Below are 21,369 nucleotides of genomic sequence, written 5' to 3' on the forward strand. Positions count from 1 at the left end.
GTGCATTTATAGCAATAAACGTGTAGATTTTGGCAATAACTGTGTACGGGTATAAACCGTGGTGGTATTAGTGTTAGTATTATATTAGTTTATAAAAAAATACAAAAAAAGGGACATCCGCTTAAAGATGTCCCCTTTCCTATAATAGATTAATTGTTTACTTCCCCCCAATATCCGTTCTAAACTTCTCAATACACTTTCTATCCTGCAAGGTCACAAAACAGGTTCTGTCATCCTTGCCGCCGAAGGTGATGTTGCTTACGTCTTTACCTTTCAATTCAACTTCCTGTATTTGGCGGCCACCATTGTTGAAGATGGCAACGGTGCCCTTACCATAACGGGTAATATATAAATTACCCTTGCTATCGCACTTCATACCATCCATACCAAAATCGGTAAAAGTGGCAAAAGTTTTTTCGCTTTTTATATCACCCTTGCTATCGAGTTCAAAGGCCAGTACGCGCCGTTGAACGCTTTCATTTACATACAAGATCTTTTCATCGGGACTTAAACAAATGCCATTTGTGGTGCCCATGTTTTCTTTTAGCAATACGGCTTTGCGGTCGGCGCCTATTTTCCAGATCTGTCCGTTTTGTTTTTGCCAGTTGGGGTCCGACGCATATACCACGCCCTTTTTGCTGATGCAAATATCATTGGGTTGGTTAAACCGGTCGTCGTGGCAATACACCGTTACATTTTTGGTGGCAGGGTCTACTTCCAGCACATTGTGTTCAACAAAATCGGCTACCAGCATTTTTCCTTCTGCAGTAAACCGAATGCTGTTGCCTACACTTTTACCCGGCAGTGTTAAAAACAATTCTACTTTTCCATCTGGCAATACCTCGCCAATGGTTCCGTCTTTTTGAAAATTTACAACGAATAACCTGCCCATTTTATCCACCGCCGGCCCTTCGCAATTGCGGGTAAATAAATTCTCGGCAGTATGATCATATGCCCTAAAAAGCGATTGACTAAACTCCTTTTGGGGATTATGTTTCCTGTGACAAGAAGTTACAATTACAATGGCAGCAGTTGCCAGAATAAGTTTATGCATAATGATTTTTAATTGAGTTATTCCAAACGTACCCGTGGATCAACCACCGCGTACAACACATCGGCCAATACATTCACCAGTATAAAGAAGAATGAGGTGATCAATACCGACCCCATCACTACCGGAAAATCGAGCTTTTCAAGCGCATCTACGGTCACCTTGCCTATTCCCTTCCAGCCAAAGATATACTCTACAAAAAACGCACCCGCCAGCAACTCGGCAAACCAACCTGTAATGGCGGTGATAACAGGGTTCAATGCATTGCGTAAAGCATGTTTCCAAACCACTACCCTTTTCGACAACCCTTTGGCATATGCGGTTCTGATATAATCCTGGTTCAGCACATCGAGCATAGAGCTACGGGTAAGCTGGGTAATGATGGCCAGCGGACGAATTCCCAATGTGATAGCAGGCAACCATAAATGTTGTAATGACCAGTATGGTTGTCCGGTCAATTCATCCATATCGCGCCAGCTGCCGGTCATATGTAAACCGGTGTAATGGCTCCAAACAAACCCAAACAAATAAGCAATAACGATACCCATAAAGAACGAAGGCGCCGATATGCCCAACACGCTGGTAAAGATGGCGGAAGTATCCATCCAGGTATCTTTTTTCACCGCTGCCAGTACGCCCAATGGAATACCAAGTGCAACGGCAATGAACATGGCTGCCACCGCCAGCAATAAGGTGCCGGGCAGGGCTTCCATCAATACATCGCCCACATTTTTCTTTGTTTGGTAAGAACGGCGCAGGTAGGGCACTTTAAGCCCCAGGTTAATATCGCTGCCTATGAAGAACCCTTTCAGTTGTTTCTTTTCTATTTCACTATCGGTATGAATACCAATAGGCGAAAGATCGTTTACGAACAACACAAATTGTTTCCATTTGGGTTGATCGAGGTACAGTTCACGCCTGATGTTCTCCTGCGTGGCCGCATCGGCCCGCTGGCCCATAACAAGCCGCGAGGGATCGGCAAATCCCTGGAATAATAAAAACACAACGACAATAACGCCCAGCATCACCAGGATGCCATACAAAATGCGTCGTGTAAAGTATTTTATCAATGCTTAACTATTTAAAACATTTTTCTACTACTAAGAATCAGTTACAGGTTACAAGTTACAGGTTTCAGGGCTCCTGCAACCTGCGACCTGTAACTTGCAACATATCCTAAATACCAGGAAGGTTACTAACCACCAACAATGCCTGATCAAAGTCTGCATGGCTCCATTTATTTATAATAGTACCTTTCTTTATTAAGAATAAAGCAGGGTTGGCACGTGCTGCGGTCTTAATGGCTACGGGGTCGCAGCTAAGGGGCATAAATACTTTAAACACATCTGGCGGGTTCACACGCAGGTTTTCTATAGGCACATTACTTACCATGTAACCAGTGATATGTTTTTCAGCCGCTTTCACCATAATGAGCGTGAGCAACTTCGTCCATTCCTCTTTTACTTTGTAACCATCTTTCAAAAAGAAGTACAACTGGTACTTATCTTCGTTCAGTAATGCCTGGGTTGAATCGTTGCCCGATAAAGTTTTTAATGCAAAATCCCTGATGGCTGGTGAAGCATTGCCTTTACGTACCAGTTTATCGTACCGCTTTACGAATTTATAAGTAGCATCATCATAATCGGCCGGGAAGTTATCGGCCGTAAACTCTATTTGTTTACCACCTTTTTCATATACAAAAGTGATCACTGTACTATCCGGGATAGAACCTGGCGGCGCCTGCATTTTTTCGGGAATGTTATTGCCAATTTTATAAGGCAAACAATCTTTTACCGGCAGGTGTACCAGCACGTACCACTGAAATGCAAATGAGAATACAGTTGTAAAGAAAAGCGCTACCAGGCTGTAGGTGATATTAAGCGAAGGTTTGATCTTATTACGCTGCCAAAAGATAAGACCAATAAGCACCAGCAGTAACAGGTCTTTCATGAATGACTGATCGGCCGTTAAAGGAATACAATCGCCAAAGCAACCGCATTCACGGATCTTTCCACTGAACAGGGCATAACCCGTAAGGAAGGTAAAGAAAACGATCAGGATCAACAGCAGCCAGCTGAACAGGCGCATTTGCCAGCCTACCAGCACAGCTACGCCGGCGATGATCTCAAACGCGATCATCAGCACAGAAAAAGTTAAGGTATAACTATCGAGAAAACCCATGCCCCATACCTCAAAGAACTCCTGCATTTTATAGCTGAGCCCCAGGGGATCATTGGCTTTTACCAATCCGGAAAAAATAAAAAGAACGCCTACGATGATACGGGTTATGTTCAGTAATATTCTCATACAAGATATTAGTCTATTTATAGATTTAGGGTACGTGGGTCGGCAATCGTGAATCGGCAATCGGCAATAATTCTCGAAAATTTAAGCCTCGCTATTGTAAAACGATCCGCCGCACAGAATGCCTTTATCAACTTTATCACCTCTATCAACTTTTCAACTCCTTGTCAACCTGTTAACTTGTCAACCTGTCAACTCCTCGTCAACTAACAACCAAATATAACATACAAATGAGTATGTTACATTTGTGGTTAAAAATAACGAACAAACATTAATGTATACATTGAATTGTAAAGGCCGGTTACTGGTGATTGATAAACCGTTGGTAATGGGCATCATTAACACCACGCCCGATTCGTTTTACGAGGGAAGCCGTTTTATGGGCGAAAGCGGCGTTTTAAAACAAGCCGAACAAATGCTGAAGGCCGGTGCAGATATTTTGGATCTTGGCGGACAAAGCACGCGTCCCAACAGCGTTGTGATCTCCGCTGAAGAAGAATTGCAGCGGGTAGCGGGTGCTGTAGAGTCGTTACATTATAATTTTCCTGAAGCCATAATTTCAATAGATACGTATTATGCAAATGTGGCAAGGGAAGCGGTAGCTGCCGGCGCCTCCATTATCAACGATATCAGCGCGGCACTGGTTGACCCGGCCATTTTAACCGTTGCCGGGGAACTAAAGGTGCCCTATGTATGTTCGCATATAAAAGGCACTCCGGCCACCATGCAACAACACGCAACCTACGAAAACCTGACCCGCGAGGTGCTCGATTTCTTTATTCAAAAGATCGCAGAATGCCATCAGGCGGGCATTACCGATATCATTATTGACCCCGGGTTTGGCTTTGCCAAAACCCCTGCCCACAATTTTACGCTGCTTAAAGAACTGGCTGCATTGAAAATGCTCAATAAACCCATACTTGTTGGTCTTTCGCGTAAATCTACCATTTACAAAACCCTGGGCATAACCGCCGCTGAAGCCCTTAACGGAACTACTGTTTTAAATACCGTGGCATTGTTGAATGGTGCTAATATAATAAGGGTGCATGATGTGAAAGAAGCGAAAGAAGTAATAAGGTTAGTTTGTAGTTTGTAGTTTGTGGGTCGAGGTTTGTGGTTGTCTCCGGTTCGGCAGTCGTTAACAATAGCTGTTCTCAAAATAAAAAAAGCATGTTACCAGTAAAGTAACATGCTTTTTTTATTATTCAAAGTTTTAGTCTGCTGAGTTTAGTAATGCTTTCCAAAGCGCGGAGCAACTACAAACTACAAACCATAAACCACAAACCATTAATGATTATGACCATCGCCTGCGCCGTGCTGCTGCGGTTGTCCCTGAGGCATTGGCATTGGCGGAGCCTGTGGTTGTTTTGGCGCTGAATCGCTTACACCTACCACTTCAATATCAAATACCAGGTTCTCATACTGCTGACCGCCAGGACCAGGTTGAGCACCATAGGCATTAAAGAACGGAATGTACAATGTACCTTTTCCACCTTGTTTGAAATATTTCAAACCTTCATCCCAACCAGGGATAACGGCATGTGTACCAACTACTACACTGAAAGGTTCTTTACCAGCTTCCATGTTGCTTTCAAACACCTTCAATGAAGGGAAGTTTTTGCCGGTATAACGAATAGAACAATATTTACCAGAATCAACCTGGGCGCCGGTTCCCACCTCTTTTACTTCAACATAAGTACCCTGGGGTGCTTTTGTTGCATTGATCTTATTTTTAGCCAGGTAATCTTCGATCTCTTTTACTTTAGGAGCTCTCAGGCTTTGTTGTTTTTCGGCCTGACGTTGCTGTGCTTTTTGCATTTCAGCCATCTGGTCTTTTTGTGCAAGGCTATCAGCAGTGAAAACTTCTACAACTCTTAATGTTAAAATGAGCTTATCTTTTGGTTTGATGAACTCAGGCAGCTGACCTGCTTTTTTAGCAAGGCTGTCGGCCAGGCGGATCACCACAGCGCTGTCGCCTTTGTGCAGCATGGTGAAGATCTCTTGCGGATCGTAAACGGGGCCTACACTGTCTACCTTTGCATAGAAAGGCATTTGCTCATAAGAGCTGGCCAGTACAGAATCCCTTAATTTATGAACGAACTGGATCTTAATAACATCACCACGTTTTACCAATGGACCTTTGCCATTTTCGATGATCTTATAAAGCATGCCGCTCTTCGTTTTTTTGAACCCGCTGTTCTTACAGGCTCCCAATGCCAGTATTGATAAGGCACTTAATATTAAAGTTGTTTTTTTCATTTGAATATTTAAATAAAATTTTATTGTAATTGCAATGCGTTCTCGCGCATGGCTTCAATGAAACGTTGTATGGTTACATCGAGCGGATCGCTGCTGCGGCCGCCGGCAGCGTTATAATGGCCGCCACCCTCAAAATAAGTGCGGGCAAAGGTATTTACATCGAAATCGCCTTTACTGCGGAAGCTCCATTTCCGTTCCTCATCGCGGTCGATCACCAGGGCAGCCAGTTTTATACCCTGAATGCTCAGGGGATAATTTACCAGCCCTTCGGTATCGCCGGTCTTCACCTCATAGCGCAACAGGTCTTTTTTGGGAATATAGATCAGCGCTGTGTTATATTCATAATACAGGTCCATCCGGTGCAGCAGAATGTGCCCTATAAAACGGAGCCTGTTTTCCAGGAAATTATCGTAAATATTCTCGTGTACGATGGTATGTTTCAGCCCGCGTTCTTTGAGGTCGCCTACCATGCGGTGAACGGCGGCACTGGCCGAAGGGAACCGGAACGAACCGGTATCGGTCATAACCCCGGCATACAGGCAATCGGCAATGGCGGGCGTAATACGGTCGCTATAGCCCGACCCTACGATAAAATCATACACCATTTCGCAGGTGCTGCTTTTACCGGTATCGCTGATGCCCCAGGTGAATACGGCCGACTCAGGTTGCTGGTGATGGTCGATCAAAATGCGGTCAAAAGAACCATTGCGTACCGAATTTGCCATGTGCTTTATACGTACCAGCACATTAAAATCGAGGCAAAACACCCATTGGGCCTGTTGTAAGGCGGCTTCCCCGCGGTCGCGCTGTAGTTCATAGTCGATCACATTGGCAGAGCCAGGCATCCAATCGAGCCATTTGGCCCAGTTGGTAGGTGAAACTACGGTTACAGAGTGCCCGAAAGAGGTTAAGAAATGGTACATGGCCAGCGAACTGCCCATGGCGTCCGCATCAGGTTTCTGATGCGTGGTAATCACCACATTGTGTGGGGTTGTTAGTAGTGGGTATATGTCTTGTATAGGTTTCATGAAGCGGCAGCAAAGTTGCGGAAATAAAGGTCAATTGCCAAAAGAATAGTTGCCGGTTCCCGGGTTCAGGTTACCGGGTACTGTTTACAGGCTTTAAGGAGCAAACAAGCTGTTTCAGGTTGCAGGATACAGGTTACAGGTAAAACCAGTTGCCAGTTACCCGGAAACAAAATACAGTTGTGGGGTGCCGGTTACAGGTTTCAGAGACTGCCTCCATGTGTTTTGTACTCCCTGCAACATGTACCCTGTAACATGCAACGGCCGCTTACGTTTCGGGGACGCCGGTTACCATGAAAACCGGAAACTGGTAACCGGTAACTGGAAACTCCTTACTTTTGCGGCCAAAATAAGAAGATAGTATGAGTAACCGCACGTTTACCATGATTAAGCCCGACGCCATGAAGAACGGGCATGCCGGCGCCATTTTAGACCGGATCATTAAGGAAGGTTTCCGCGTTGTGTCGTTGAAATTGACCAAATTAAGCAAGGAAAAAGCCGGAGAGTTCTATGCCGTGCATAAAGAACGGCCTTTTTATGGCGAACTGGTTGAGTTTATGAGCAGCGGAGTTATCATTGCCGCCATATTAGAAAAAGATAACGCAGTTTCTGCCTTCCGCACCCTGATCGGCGCTACCAACCCCGCCCAGGCTGAAGCCGGCACCATTCGCAAACTATTCGCTACTTCACTTGGCGAAAACGCCATCCACGGCAGCGACAGCGATGAAAATGCGGCTATTGAAGGTAATTTCTTCTTTAGCGGACTGGAGCAATTCTAGTTTAGTTGACAAGTTAACAAGTTGACAGTTGACAAGGTCACTCTGTGCAGCTTAAAAAATAATGGCCCCGACGTTACCGTCGGGGCCTCTTTATTATGAGATTTTGACTTTGTATTTCCTCGTCAACTTGTTAACTCGTCAACTCGTCAACTGCCTACAAACTCTCCGTTTTCTTACTATAATTCCCCATCGGCGTAACCTTATACCCTTTCTTTCTTAGCAAACTGATCACCCCCTGCTCGCCGGGCAAATGCCCCGCCCCTACGGCAAACAAAATACATTTGCTCTTCATGATCTCGGGCATTTGATCAACCCAGTGGCGGTTACGGCCATACAACAATATGTCCATGTACTCATCCATTCCGGGATCACTTTTGTGCATCAGCGAATCCATCCGCTCCAGGTTCTGCTCGCGGTATACTTCTACCATTTCCATGGTCACCTGTTTGTAGCTGTCGATGCTATCGATATAACTAACCAGGTCTTTGGCCTGTTTTTCATATGGGATACTGTCGAAGATCGAAGCCTGAAATTCGGTTGTTTCAAGCCCCTTTATTTCTTTGTTGTACTTTTTGCTTTCACGCATAATAAGCTCTTCCATCCCGTTCTTTTGATCGCAGCTCATCATTTGCTCGCCAATAAGGCTTGAAATAAAATAGGGTTTGAACCGGTTCATCATGGCCAATGGCAGGGGAACCGCGTTATGTTTAAAATATTCTTCCACCTTGGCATAATCTTCCTTGCTCAGCAATTCCGATAACTTCTTGCCGTCGTTCATCCGCAGGTATTTCATGGCGCCCAGCATTTCGCCCATATTGTCCATATCAAGCTCAAAGTAAATTTGATCGGCATATTTGATGGCCAGTTTCAGGCTATCGCTAATAGTGGCATCACCGGCACACAATACATGCATGGTGCCGTACAAATAGGACGAGCGTGAAAGCCCATTTCCGCTGATCTTCCATAACAATGTGTTATCTAATTGGTTAGAAGTCGCTTTTGGCGCCGGCGCCGATACCTTTTTGCCCGGTTTGGCAGGCTGTTGCCCAAATGAGGCCATAGCTACTGCTATATAAAAAATTAACATACTTGCTTTTTTCGATAACATATTTGCTTGCTTTTATCCTACCTGGTGAATATGGTTCTTTTTTTTATTATACTTGCATAAATTAATTACACCCATATGAAACCCTGCCACCCTCCATATACCAGGCATATCCACTCTAATATAATTTTGGTTGCAGCTATCTAAAGAGGTGCGTCAACAAAGCTAAACCGGCTTGTTGAAATGAACGAATAAATTTACAAGATCAGGGTAACCGGAATAAACGAATCAGACACGCTATTCCTGAATACCGATAAGAATATTAAACGGCTGTACGGGGCAAATTGTTTGCTCAAATGCGTGTTGCTTATTTTGTATTCATAACCAATTATTGCTTAAAGCATTTGTACATGAAACGTTTTGTTTGTAGCTGTTTGTGGCTGGCAATGGTAAAATTGTGTGCGGCGCAAACTCCCCTGCCCGAATTTGGAGAAATTCCCTATCCCGAACAAACTCTTACCGAATGTTCATTCGATAAAGAAGCCGATGCCGTAGTACTCTTCGACGAAGCATCGGCCGACAATAACGACCAGCACAACCTTATTGTAAACCGCAGGATCAGGTTGAAAATACTTAAACCCAAAGGAACCCGGCACGGCGATATTTCAATTCGTTACTATCACAAAGACGATCTAGAATACATCAATGGCATAGAAGCCTACACCTGCAATTACCGCAATAATGTTCCTGAGATCAAAAATGTTCCCGCATCTGCCATCTACCGGCAAAAAATAAACGACATACTTTCCGTTGTAAGAATTCCCATGCCCGATGTACAGCCCGGCAGCATCATAGAATATAAATACACCACCACTATAAAATATTACAGCCATCTCGAAGACTGGTATTTTCAGGGCGAACTGCCCGTAATGCACAGCCGGTTCTCCCTGGTAGTTATGCCCAACTACGAATTTGCCTACCGGGTACGCAAAAGCGATCTGTTGCCTATTGAAATAAAACAGGAGAAAAATTCCGGACGAATTTATTTTGGCATGGACAGTATTGCCGGTTTGCGCGATGAACCGTATATGGATGCAGAAAAAGATTACCTGCAACATGTGGAGTTTCAGCTTTCGGGTTACCAGGGTACTTTTGGCGGCACTACAAAAACGCGAACCAATTGGGAAGAACTTACCCGCGAATTACTAACACACCAGTCATTTGGACTACAGCTGAATAAGAACATTCCCGTTGGGGCCGACTGGCTCAGCAAGGTAAAGGCCATGAGCACGCCTTATGAAAAAATGACGTCTATCTACCACTTTGTGTTCAAGAATTTCACCTGGACCGGCGTTGGCGGCCTTGGTACAGAAAATGGCGTTAAGGATACCTGGGAAAAAAGAAAAGGCAGCAGCAGCGAAATAAACCTGATGTTTATAAACCTGCTGGTAGAAAGCGGGCTGGAAGCATACCCCCTGCTGGTAAGCACAAGAGGTAATGGTAAAGTAAATCCCGAAGTACCTTTTCTCGATCAGTTCAATAAAGTAATGGCCTATGTGGTCATTGGCGACAAAAAATATGTGCTTGATGCGGCAGGCCCTTACACGCCGCCGTTTATGATACCATTCTCTGTTATCAATACAAATGCCTTTGTTGTACACCGTAAGAAAGGCGGCATTGTTGCTTTAACTGAAACCGAAAAGCAGGACAGGAACCTGGTAAACATCACCGCCGCCATTGACGAAAACGGAAATATAAAGGGCGAGGCCCTTATTCAAAGCTACGACTACGCCCGGCTTAACCGGTTGCGGGTCTGGGAACGCGATAAAGACCGCTTTAAGGAAGAATACTACACCTCGTACCAGGCCGGTTTAACAGTTGATAGCCTGGTGGTGAAAAACCTCGACAATGATTCCCTGCCCTTTGACCAGCGGTTTAATTTCTTTATTCCGCCAACAGCCAGCGGCGATTACAAATTGATAAACCTGAACCTGTTCAGCGGTATTACCAAAAACCCATTCATCTCAGACATCAGGTTCACCAATATCGACTATGGGTGTCTGCAATCATATACAGTTGTAGAGAGCATTACACTGCCCTCATCGATGAAGCTGGAGACGGTGCCTAAAAACATCAGGCTTATAATGCCCGATACCAGCATTGCCTTAAGCAGGTACGTTCAGGTAAAAGATAATATACTAAGTGTGAAGTACGCCATAACAACAGCCCGTAGTGTATTCACTGCCGATGAATATGACTATGTAAAAAGTTTCTATAAGAAAATGGCTGAGATCATGAATGAACAAATTGTGTTGAAACGAATGTGATAATGAAAGGCCGCCTTCGGCGGAAATTAATATAAAACCAGGGGAAAAGGTTTAAGGGAAAAGTGATTTGCCTGCTTAGCGAAGCAGGCCGGTAGTTGGCATTGCCGTTTGCCGTTTCACGTTTGCCGTTTCACGAAAATTAAACCATAATAAACCCACTATGTTCAAGTCACTGATGATGGTTACCTGCCTAACCACCACCTTATCGTTGTTTGCCCAAAAGGGCAGCGATGTGCCAGCCTTTGGAAAAGTAGAAAAAGCCGACCTGGAATTGAGATCATGCGACTTTGATGATAAAGCCGAAGCGGTAGTACTGTTCGACGTTGGCGAACTGTACTTCGATCTTAACGCAATGGCCAGCACCATGCGGCTCGAAAGACATATACGCATAAAAATTTTAAAAGACAAAGGGAAAAGCCAGGCCGATATTCACCTGCCTTATGTAAGCTACCGCAATATTGAGTATATCAAAAACCTCACTGCACAAACCTATAACCTCGATGCCGTCGGCAATATTGTAACCACCAAATTGGAAAAAAAGCTTATTTACGAAAAGCCCATCGATAAATACCGTACCGAACAGGTTTTCACTTTTCCCGATGTGCAGGCGGGCAGCATCATTGAATACAAATGGCTACAGGTATGGAGCAGTTTAACATTGGAGAACTGGTATTTTCAACGGAGCATACCGGTAAAATACAGCCGCTACCGATTTGATTTTCCAAACGAAATTGAAGTGTATGCATCACCGCTTTGCGTGCTGCCATATGAAAACAACAGAGATAGCAAGGGAAACCGCAGCATTCAAACCTATTCCATGAAGAACATACCGGCCCTGCGCGATGAGCCCTACATCAGCTGCGATAGAGATTACCTGCAACGTATAGATCTCAGGTTTCAGGCCATCAACTTTCCTACCTACCGCCAAAACCTGGTTAAAACCTGGCCCCAACAGATCAAAAGCCTGATGGAAGATGAAGATTTTGGGGTGCAGTTAAAAAGAAACATTCCGCGTACAACCGATCTTGATGAACAGTTAAAGCAGGTAACCGACCCATATCGTAAAATGGTTACCATACATGAATATGTTCGCAAGAATATGGAATGGAACGGGTACCGGAACATTTGGGCATTGAATGGCGTTAAATCGGCCTGGAAAGATAAAAAAGGTACCAGCGGCGAGATCAACCTCATACTGGTTAACCTGCTTAAAGATGCCGGTCTAAAGGCACATGCCATTTTGGTAAGCACCCGCGAACACGGGGTTATTACCAGCGCTGTTGCCGATATGGCGCAATTTGATAAAGTAATGGCCTATGTTGAAATTGGCGACAAGGTTTATGTGCTTGACGCTACTGAAAAAAATACCCCCTCGGGCCTTATCCCCATGGACGTAATGTATTCTGAAGGACTGGTCATTGAAAAACCCGAAACCTTTGAATGGGGCTGGCGGCCTTTATGGAACGATAAGACCATGATGAAGAACACCCTCATTATGATGGCAAACGTCGACGATAACGGTGTTATGAATGGCAATGCCGCTATGTACAGCTACGATTACGACCGGGTGCAACGGGTTGAAGAAGCCAGAAAGGACAAAACCAAATTCCTTGAAAAATACTTTCGGGCCACCCAAAGTGTAAAGGTCGACAGCCTTGCTTTAGAGAACCTCGACAATGATACCCTGCCACTCATTCAAAAAGTAAAATTCAGCTTGCCGGTAAGCGCCTCCGGCGAATACAAATACTTTTCAACCAACCTGTTCACCCGCCTCGAGAAAAATCCCTTCCTGGCCGATTCGCGTTTTTCAGACGTTTTCTTTGGCGTAAACCAGTCATATAACATTGTTGCCAATATAACAATACCTGAGGCTTATTCGTTTGAAACACTGCCAAAGAATATGAAAATGATAATGCCCGATACCAGCATTGCCATAACCCGGCGCCTGGTGGCAGAAGATAACCGACTGTCGGTAAGAGTGAGCCTGGAATTTAAAAAACCTTTCTTTACCGTGCAGGAATACCCGGATTTTAAGGAATTTTACAAACAGTTATTTGCCATTTTGAGTGAACAAATAACCATTAAAAAGAAAGGATAAAACGCCGAACGTAGAAAACACTGTAGCATATGAAAAAGTGTTTATTGATAGTAGCCACCCTGTTTGTTACCTGTAGCACGCAAGCCCAGGTAACCACCCTGTACGCCCTGTCGTCGATGCCCGATATAGTAAAAAAAGACGCCGACATAATCAAACGATATGAAAATATAGAGTTTGAAGTAAAGGATATTGACCGAAGCTCATACACAGTACACCAGATTGTTACGGTAATGAACGAAAAGGGTAAAAAAGCATTACATTTTGCAGAATACACCGATAAGTACCGGATACTGGAAGATGCCGAAGTAAAAATATTCGACGCTTTTGGCCGGCCAGTGAACCGGTACAAACAAAAAGATATGATCACACAGGCCAGCTTCAGCGGCCTTATCGACGACGGAAAGGTCACTTCGGTGAGCTTTTCTTCTGCCACCTACCCGGTTACTTACGAACTAAAATATACGGTGCGTTTTAAAGGCAACCTGATGTTCCCCAATTATGACATACAGGATGCCAACCAAAGCGTGGAATCATCGGTGTTTACGGTTAAAGTGCCTAAAAACCTCGATCTGCGGTATAAGGAAAAGAACATAACCATAAAACCTGAAACGGCGGAGGAAGGTGATTATAAAACCTACCGCTGGACCATCAAAAACCTGCCCGCCATAAAACACGAAGCCGGCGCGGTTAGCCCTTACCCTTATGTAATGCTGGCGCCCAACCGGTTTAAGTTCGACGATTTTGAAGGCGACCTAAGCAGCTGGAAGAATTTTGGCTCATGGTACGCCAACCTGTACAAAGGGCTCGACAAATTACCACCCGACCGGGTAGCCTTTTTTAAGGACATGGTAAAAGACATTCCCGACAATCACGACAAGATCAAAAAACTGTACGAATACATGCAGAAGAATTTTCGCTATGTAAGTATTCAACTGGGTATTGGCGGCTTACGGCCTTTTTCAGCCGAATTCACCGATAAGAAAAAATATGGCGATTGTAAGGCACTTAGCAATTGCATGAAGGCTATGCTTTCGGCCGTTGGCATCAATAGCTACAGCGCAGTAATTAATGCGGGAAAAAATGCGGTGGCTATGGATTCAGATTTTCCTTCCAAATTCAGCAACCATGTTATTTTATGCGTACCGCTCCAAAAAGATACGGTTTGGCTTGAGTGCACCAGCAACACCAATGATTATAATGTGCTGGGGCCATTTACCGAAAACCGCAATGCCCTGCTGATAACCGAAAACGGTGGCGTACTGGTGGCCACCCCAACAAGCACCAGCACAGAGAACACCTTCTATGTGCATACGGCAATAAAGCTACAGGACGACGGCTCGGGCACAGCCTTTACGACGTTTAAAACAACCGGGGAGTACAAAGACGAAATGAAATACATCATCGAGGAAAAAACCGATGATCAAAAAGAATACATCGTGCACTCCCTGAACTTTAAACAACCCGATGAATTTTTACTCAGGTTAAAAGAAGGTACCGGGCCGTATACGACCACGCTTGAAACCGCTTATGAAAAGATACATGAATTCAATGCAGGCAATAAATTATTTATTAGTCCGCGCATTTATAAATTCTGGACCACGGTGCTTCCCAAAGCCGAAGATCGCCGCCAGGATTTTTATTTCTCTTTTCCGTTTGAACATAACGACACTACGGTTTTCAAACTGCCGGCCGGTTTTGCAGTAGAGGCGCTGCCAAAGGCAAAAGAACTCACCAATCCCAATGCCACCTACAGCACCAGATACTGGTACAACGAAACCGAAAAGGCGGTGTACGTTTCAACCACACTTACATTAAAACAACATAAGATCGCAGCGGCGGGTTATGCCGATGTAAAAAAATTCTTTGATGATATTTTATTGGATGAAACCCAACGCATCGTGATCAGGAAAGAATAGAAACGGGTTACCAGTTACCGGTTTCCGGTTTCCAGGGCTTCCATTGCAGTGTGCTCGCTTGGTTGTCGGGCACCCCGAAATTCAAGGCCCGGTAACAGGTAACTGGTAACCGGTAACTGTAACTTATAACGTCCGTCAAATAATATGCGAAAGAATAATTCCCGTCGCTACTGCTGCGTTCAGCGATTCGGCCTGGCCGTGACGCGGGATGGTTATCCGGTTGCTGCACCGGGCCAGTATGGCATCGCTGATGCCCTTCGATTCATTCCCAATAATAATAATACCCTCTTTAATGGGCGGCTGCTTGCGAAGATCGGTGCCATTAAGTATGGCGGCATAGGTTGGTAAACCGGGGGCCTGCTCAAGCCACTGCTCCAATGAGCCATAAGCCACCTGTACCCGGGCAATGCTGCCCATAGTAGCCTGTACCACCTTACTACTCCAGGCATCGGCACAATCTGTGCTGCAATACACGTGAGAAATGCCAAACCAGTCGGCACAACGGATAATAGTACCCAAATTCCCCGGGTCCTGAATGGTGTCGAGCATGAGGGAAACGGTATTTCGTAAAGGCTTATTCGCCGAAAAATCGGGCTTTTTAAAAATTCCCAGCACCTGGTTAGGCGTTTGCAGCTGCGAGATACGTTCCAACTCCCCCTGACTTATTTCAGTTACGGTAGTGGGTAGCGGCTGCGGCTGCGCTTCCATCCATTCCTTTACCGCAAACAGCTCCTGAAGCGGCAAACGGGCACTTAATAATTCGTTAATTAGCTTTGGACCTTCGGCCACAAACACCCCTTCGCTATCTCTCAATTTTTTGTGGCTTAAACTTTGAATATATTTGACCTGCGATTTAATCAACATTGCATTCCGTTTAAACAAAATATGTTGTCATTAGCCCGGCAAGTTACAGTATTTAGATTGGTTCGGTGGATAGCTTACTGCGCTTTCATTTCGGCGTTTATAACTTCCTGCACAATCACTAATAATGCTCAAAAGGATAAGCCCTTTGTTTATAAGACCATAATTGATATCAACGGCAATGTGGCCGACAAGCCTCAGCTGCTCGAAAGGTTGCAAAACCAGCTCGACGACAGCCTTAAACTTCGTGTTATCACGTACCTGGGGATTGTTCGGGCGCTGAAAAAACCGCCGGTATTTGATTCGGTAAATATTGGCCGGTCGCGCATATTCATGACCAGCCTGCTGCATTCAATGGGATATTTTAGCCCGGTAATAACCGATACCTTTCACATCGATACGGTGCGAAGTAAATACCCATACCGGGCTCATGTACATTTTAAAGTAACGCCGGGTAAAGTGCTGCGGCTCGATTCTATAGGCTATGCCTTCCGGGACGCCGAGCTACAGCGGATGGCCTTGCGGCAGGTTGATAAATCGGTATTGAAAAAGACCGAACCTTATTCCATACAAAAAGTATCGGATGAGCTCGACAGGTTGGTGACCGTTTTTCGCAACAACGGTTATTATAAACTAACCAAGGAAGACCTGTTTGCAGAAGTAGATACGGTAGTGGCAGCGCTTATTGACCCTTCCCTGGATCCGTTTGAACAGATACGGCTACTGGATTCGCTGCGTAAAAAAAGGGAAAACCCAACCATCAATGTCGTATTTAAACAACACCCGGTAAAAGACAGCAGCCGCCTGAAAAAATACTACATCGGTAATATAACGGTTTACCCCGATGCCAGTTACGAGCCCTTCGATTCAACCATTCATGATACGGCCCAAATAAAGAACTATACCATCATTTATAATTCCCGGCGTTTTAAACTGCCCTTTATAGCCAATAATGTTGGCCTGCGACCGGGCGCGCTCTATTCACAACGACGGTATTTTCGTACCAATAATGTTTTTACCAGCCTGGGGGCCTGGAAAAACGTGGATATTGAAATGCAGGAACGTAAAGGTAAAGACAGCAGTTTACCAATGCTCGATACCAAAATACGGCTGTACCCCAATACGAAGTATAACATGAACACTTCAATTGAAACCAGCCGAAACGTAAGCGAAATTCTTGCAGTTGGCCAGTTGTTTGGTATTGGTTTGAACGGCCGCCTGCTAAACCGTAATGCCTATCGCGAAGCCATACAAACAGTTACCAATGCGCGGTTTGGAATAGAATTAGGTACAAATATCATTCAAACCCTGCAGGCCAGCCTGGCCCATAGCATTAACTTTCCCAAGTTCATTACGCCTGTTAAAATACGTACCGACAGCCTTATTGCTCCCCGCACCCTGTTAAACCTGAACGCATCATACACCGACAGGTTATTACTGTTTCAATCAAGATCGTTCAATGCCTCCTGGGGGTATGAGTGGGTAAAAGGCCGCCGCCGCGAAGACCAGGACCAGGTTGGACAAAGATGGCGCAAGACCTGGCAGTATATCCCTCTTAACTATGAGTACACCGACGTAATAAAAACAGATACTTTAAGGGAACTGGAAAAAAAGATCAGTTCTTATAAATATGCATTTAACGACGGATTAATCATAAGCCAGGTGCTAAGCCTGTCGACCGGTATTGAGAAAGACAATAAACTTACCCTGCTGCGGGGCCGCATAGAAGAAAGCGGGGCCCTGTTTGGCTTCATAAAAAAACTGGAGCTGGGTTCGCTGGCCCGGTTTATAAAGATAGACGGTGAGCTTAAACATTATATTAATAATCCCCACTCAAGCTGGGCCTTCAGGGCTTTTGCCGGTTATGGATTTGTTTATGGTAAAACCGACACGGGCACCATTGTAAAAGAGAACAACCTGCCCTTTTTTAAGGCCTATTTTGCGGGCGGTCCGTACAGTATGCGGGCCTGGCAGATAAGGCGTTTAGGTCCCGGCTCTTCCGATGCATATGAAAAGGGCGGTACCAGTGCCGAACGTTTTGGGAATATGCAAATTGAGTTGAATACCGAATTCCGTTTTAATATAACCACCATTGCCGGTATTAAAGTGAACAGCGCCCTGTTTGTTGATATGGGGAATATATGGAGCACTGAATATGACTCCACCAACCGAAAGCTACCGGAAGCTTCGTTCAATTTCAGCCGGCTGTATAAAGACCTGGCCATTGGCGCCGGCAGCAGTTTGCGGTTCGATTTTGACTTCTTCCTTATCAGGCTCGACTGGGCCTATAAAATAAAAGACCCATTATATGCCAATAAGAACGATGGGTGGTTCAATGATCTAAGAATACTGAATGGGCAGTTTCAGTTGGGCATCGGTTATCCCTTTTAACAATGATATTGTTTGAATTGTAACTTGTGTGGTTTTAACTTTCGTCGGCAATCGGCAATCGTGAAACGGTCCGCCAGCTGGCGGATGAAACGTGAAAGTCTATATTCGAGGCTCATAAATTATCATGAGCCTCGCTACTATGCAGTTTTCTTACTTCCTACTTCGTACTTCCTACTTCTTTCTTAATCCACTCAAACGCCTGCTCCATGGTCATTGCTTTATCTAAAGTGAACGCCCCAATACGGGTGCGGCAAAGGCTGCTGAGATAGGCGCCGCAACCTGCGGCTTTACCAACATCATTGGCCAGGCTGCGGATATACGTTCCGGTTGAACACACCACCCTGAAATGCACAACAGGCAGTTCGATCTTTGTAAACTCAAACTCTTTAATGGTTATTTTACGCGGCTCCAGCTCAATGGTTTGCCCTTTACGCGCCAGTTCATACACCCGTTTACCATCTTTTTTAATGGCCGAATGCATGGGCGGCACCTGCATTAACTCACCGGTGAACTGAAGGGCAATGGCCTGCAGTTGTTCAGGCGTAACGGAACTGTAATCTTTAAGATCGGTGGGCTCGCTTTCGAGATCGTAGGTAGGCGTGGTAGCGCCCAGGGTGAAGGTGCCGGTATATTCCTTTTCCTGCGCCATATACTCATTAATGCGCTTGGTAAATTTACCGGTACAAAGAATGAGCATACCGGTAGCCAATGGATCGAGCGTACCTGCATGCCCTACTTTTTTTATTTTTATCGTATTACGGATCTTTCTAACAACATCAAAGGATGTCCACTCAAGCGGTTTATTGATCAATAAAACCTGTCCTTCAGCAAAAATATTTTGTTGCGCGTCTTGCATTGGCGCGAAAGTAAAGAATTATTGCTATATCGCCTGCCTTGCCTTCAGTTCCAAATATTTGTTTACGGTATTCACCGTTAAGTTTTGCGGTGCGGTAAGAATGGTGAAAATGCCATGTTGCTGCAGCTCTTTTACGATCAGGCGCTTTTCATACACAAACTTTTCTGCAATGGTTTTGGTGTACAGCGTTTCTATATCGTTTGCCTTTTCATCGGTTAACTGGCGCAATTCGGTATTCTCAAAAAATACCACCAGCACCAAATGGTTGCGGGCAATATGCCTGATGTAGGGCAACTGCCGTTGCAAACCCGATAATGATTCAAAATTGGTAAATAACACTATGAGGCTGCGTTGCGAAATACGGGTACGCACATGTGCATACAGCTTTTCAAAATCGCTTTCCAGGAATTTTGTTTGCTGGTTGTACAGGGTTTCCAAAATAGTGCCCATTTGCGAAGCCTTACGGTCGGCCGGTAAAAAATGGCTGATGTTTTCGGCAAAGGTTACCAGTCCGGCCTTGTCTTGTTTTATCAGGGCTACCCTCGACAAAATAAGCGTGGCGTTGATGGCGTAATCGAGCAGCGTCATGCCTTCGAATGGCATTTTCATTACGCGGCCTTTATCAATTATACAATATACCTGCTGGCTTCGCTCATCGGTAAAATTGTTTACCATCAGCTGTCCGCCCTTGCGGGCAGTGGCTTTCCAGTTAATGCTTCGGATATCATCACCGGTCACATATTCTTTAATTTGTTCAAACTCCAGGCTATGCCCTATTTTACGGATCTTACGGCTACCGGCTTCGGCCAGGTTGTTTGAATAGGCCAGCAGTTCAAACTGGCGCAATGGGAAATATGATGGTAATACTTTTACCATTTGCTGCCCTTCTTTCTTTACACGGCGTACGATCAGTTGCAGTGGGCTTTTTATAAATACATTGGTATCATTAAAAATGTATTCGCCACGCTCAACCGGGCGTAACGTATAAGAGATGTTCCTGGTTTCCTCACTGTTCAATACGGCATTTACCGAAAAATCGCGTTGTTGAAACTGTACCGGTATTTCATCAATGATCTTTAAACCGATGCGATAATGGAACAGGTTGGTTATTGCCAGTTCCACCTTATTGATATCGCCATTGCTGAACTTGTCGCTTACAATGCGTTCTATTTTCAACCCGTTTTTGTGAAACAACAAACCATAATCGAGCACAACCATGGCCAGTACAAACCACATGCTTATTTGCGCTGCGGGCAAAAGCACCGGCCAGTTGTACGACAATACAAACAATAATATAACCCCCACGAACGACCAATAAAAGAGGCGTCCGAAGAACAGGGGGAATATGAATCTTTTATAAAACTTCATTATCACATAAATGGTAAATGAATTACTTCTAACAACAGGCTGTAAGCTGTAAGCCATAAGCTGCAAGCCGTGGCGGCAACTCGTCAACTTGTTAACTCGTCAACTTGTTAACTACCTGGGTACTTCTATTGAAGTGATGATCTGCTGTATAACATCATCAGTAGACGCGCCTTCCATTTCTTTATCGGGCGTTAATACAATACGATGACGCAATACCGGCGGTATAACATGAATAATATCATCTGGTGTTACGAAATCGCGGCCACGCATAGCGGCCAGCGCTTTGGCGCCGTTTAAAATACCAATAGATGCCCGCGGTGAGGCGCCCAGGTAAATTGATTTATGGTTGCGCGTATTGGATACGATGGTTGTTATAAAGCTGATGAGCTTTTCTTCAACGTGTATAGTACGTACCTGTTTGCGCAGTTCCTGAATTTGAGTGGCCGACAGGGCCGCCTGTACCTGGTTTATCATGTCATTCAGGTTTTGCTGGTGATGTTGCAACACAACCCTGAACTCCTGTTCGGCGGTTGGGTACGAAACAATTATTTTAAACAGAAAGCGGTCTAACTGTGCTTCGGGCAGGTGATAGGTTCCCTCCTGTTCTATTGGGTTTTGGGTGGCTACCACCATAAAAGGGGTAGATAACTGGTATGAGTGGCCGTCGACTGTTATCTGGCGTTCTTCCATCACTTCAAACAAGGCCGCCTGGGTTTTTGCCGGCGCGCGGTTGATCTCATCTATAAGCACGATGTTACTGAAGATTGGGCCTTTATTGAATTGAAAAGTTGAATCCTTTGGATTGAAGATAGACGTTCCAATTACATCACTTGGCATCAGATCGGGCGTGAACTGGATACGTGAAAAACCAACCGAAATGCTTTTGCTCAGCAACTTGGCTGTAAGGGTTTTGGCTACACCAGGCACACCTTCAATAAGCACATGTCCGTCGGCCAGTACCGCAGCCAGCAATAATTCCACCATCTGTTCCTGCCCAACGATCACTTTACCTATTTCCGTTTTTAAGGTGTGTACCGATTGTTGCAGTGTGCTGAGATCGGTCCTGACATCGAAAAAGTTTTCCATGTA

General features: G+C 44.9%; 16 protein-coding genes. 6 read left to right on the forward strand and 10 right to left on the reverse strand.

The window, feature by feature from the left end:
• Positions 1-157: 157 nt before the first annotated feature.
• From GGD38_RS11780 to GGD38_RS11790, 3 genes are all read right to left on the reverse strand, one after another.
• A complete protein-coding gene (locus tag GGD38_RS11780) occupies positions 158-1,054 on the reverse strand; it encodes an SMP-30/gluconolactonase/LRE family protein (protein ID WP_375300655.1) in 897 nt (298 codons plus the stop codon).
• A gap of 17 nt (positions 1,055-1,071) precedes the next feature.
• Positions 1,072-2,121 carry an ABC transporter permease gene (locus GGD38_RS11785; RefSeq protein ID WP_375300654.1) on the reverse strand — a complete coding sequence of 350 codons (1,050 nt, stop codon included), beginning with the start codon at positions 2,119-2,121 and terminating at the stop codon, positions 1,072-1,074.
• 106 nt (positions 2,122-2,227) lie between these two features.
• Positions 2,228-3,358 carry a BT_3928 family protein gene (locus tag GGD38_RS11790; RefSeq protein WP_375300653.1) on the reverse strand — a complete coding sequence of 377 codons (1,131 nt, stop codon included), beginning with the start codon at positions 3,356-3,358 and terminating at the stop codon, positions 2,228-2,230.
• A 271-nt stretch (positions 3,359-3,629) separates the two neighbouring features.
• Between GGD38_RS11790 and folP the strand changes: the two genes are divergently transcribed.
• The gene (gene folP / locus GGD38_RS11795) at positions 3,630-4,451 is read left to right on the forward strand and encodes a dihydropteroate synthase (protein WP_375300652.1); all 822 of its coding nucleotides are present in this window, start codon (positions 3,630-3,632) and stop codon (positions 4,449-4,451) included.
• Between the two features lie 191 nt (positions 4,452-4,642).
• Here the strand turns inward: folP and GGD38_RS11800 are convergent, their stop codons facing one another.
• Both GGD38_RS11800 and GGD38_RS11805 read right to left on the reverse strand, forming a co-directional pair.
• Entirely contained in the window at positions 4,643-5,614 is a 972-nt protein-coding gene (locus tag GGD38_RS11800) for an FKBP-type peptidyl-prolyl cis-trans isomerase (protein ID WP_375300651.1), read from the reverse strand.
• Positions 5,615-5,634: 20 nt separating this feature from the next.
• Positions 5,635-6,642, reverse strand: coding sequence for a bifunctional oligoribonuclease/PAP phosphatase NrnA (locus tag GGD38_RS11805; protein ID WP_375303819.1), 1,008 nt, complete (start codon positions 6,640-6,642; stop codon positions 5,635-5,637).
• 359 nt (positions 6,643-7,001) lie between these two features.
• Between GGD38_RS11805 and GGD38_RS11810 the strand changes: the two genes are divergently transcribed.
• On the forward strand, positions 7,002-7,418 hold the full coding sequence (locus tag GGD38_RS11810) for a nucleoside-diphosphate kinase (protein ID WP_375300648.1): 417 nt from the start codon (positions 7,002-7,004) through the stop codon (positions 7,416-7,418).
• A 154-nt stretch (positions 7,419-7,572) separates the two neighbouring features.
• On the opposite strand, the gene GGD38_RS11815 is transcribed toward GGD38_RS11810, so the two are convergent.
• On the reverse strand, positions 7,573-8,505 hold the full coding sequence (locus GGD38_RS11815; protein WP_375300647.1) for a TraB/GumN family protein: 933 nt from the start codon (positions 8,503-8,505) through the stop codon (positions 7,573-7,575).
• A 368-nt stretch (positions 8,506-8,873) separates the two neighbouring features.
• On the opposite strand from GGD38_RS11815, the gene GGD38_RS11820 reads away from it, so the two are divergent.
• From GGD38_RS11820 to GGD38_RS11830, 3 genes are all read left to right on the forward strand, one after another.
• A complete protein-coding gene (locus tag GGD38_RS11820; RefSeq protein ID WP_375300646.1) occupies positions 8,874-10,790 on the forward strand; it encodes a DUF3857 domain-containing protein in 1,917 nt (638 codons plus the stop codon).
• Between the two features lie 160 nt (positions 10,791-10,950).
• Positions 10,951-12,888, forward strand: coding sequence for a DUF3857 domain-containing protein (locus tag GGD38_RS11825; RefSeq protein ID WP_375300645.1), 1,938 nt, complete (start codon positions 10,951-10,953; stop codon positions 12,886-12,888).
• 29 nt (positions 12,889-12,917) lie between these two features.
• A complete protein-coding gene (locus GGD38_RS11830; RefSeq protein WP_375300644.1) occupies positions 12,918-14,804 on the forward strand; it encodes a DUF3857 domain-containing protein in 1,887 nt (628 codons plus the stop codon).
• A 135-nt stretch (positions 14,805-14,939) separates the two neighbouring features.
• Here GGD38_RS11830 and GGD38_RS11835 read toward each other — a convergent pair whose 3' ends face one another.
• Entirely contained in the window at positions 14,940-15,668 is a 729-nt protein-coding gene (locus GGD38_RS11835) for a TrmH family RNA methyltransferase (RefSeq protein WP_375300643.1), read from the reverse strand.
• 180 nt (positions 15,669-15,848) lie between these two features.
• Here GGD38_RS11835 and GGD38_RS11840 point away from each other — a divergent pair, with 180 nt between their 5' ends.
• Complete coding sequence (locus GGD38_RS11840) at positions 15,849-18,056, forward strand: BamA/TamA family outer membrane protein (protein WP_375300642.1); 2,208 nt, start codon at positions 15,849-15,851, stop codon at positions 18,054-18,056.
• Positions 18,057-18,213: 157 nt separating this feature from the next.
• On the opposite strand, the gene truB is transcribed toward GGD38_RS11840, so the two are convergent.
• The 3 genes from truB to GGD38_RS11855 are packed head-to-tail and all read right to left on the reverse strand — an operon-like array spanning position 18,214 to position 21,366.
• Positions 18,214-18,912 carry a tRNA pseudouridine(55) synthase TruB gene (gene truB, locus GGD38_RS11845; RefSeq protein WP_375300641.1) on the reverse strand — a complete coding sequence of 233 codons (699 nt, stop codon included), beginning with the start codon at positions 18,910-18,912 and terminating at the stop codon, positions 18,214-18,216.
• 24 nt (positions 18,913-18,936) lie between these two features.
• Positions 18,937-20,337: a DUF58 domain-containing protein gene (locus GGD38_RS11850; protein WP_375300640.1), complete on the reverse strand. Its 1,401-nt coding sequence runs from the start codon at positions 20,335-20,337 to the stop codon at positions 18,937-18,939.
• Between the two features lie 54 nt (positions 20,338-20,391).
• A complete protein-coding gene (locus tag GGD38_RS11855) occupies positions 20,392-21,366 on the reverse strand; it encodes an AAA family ATPase (protein WP_375300639.1) in 975 nt (324 codons plus the stop codon).
• Between the last annotated feature and the right edge of the window lie 3 nt (positions 21,367-21,369).

Source organism: Niastella sp. OAS944 (genome assembly GCA_024809215.1).
GTDB lineage: Bacteria > Bacteroidota > Bacteroidia > Chitinophagales > Chitinophagaceae > Niastella.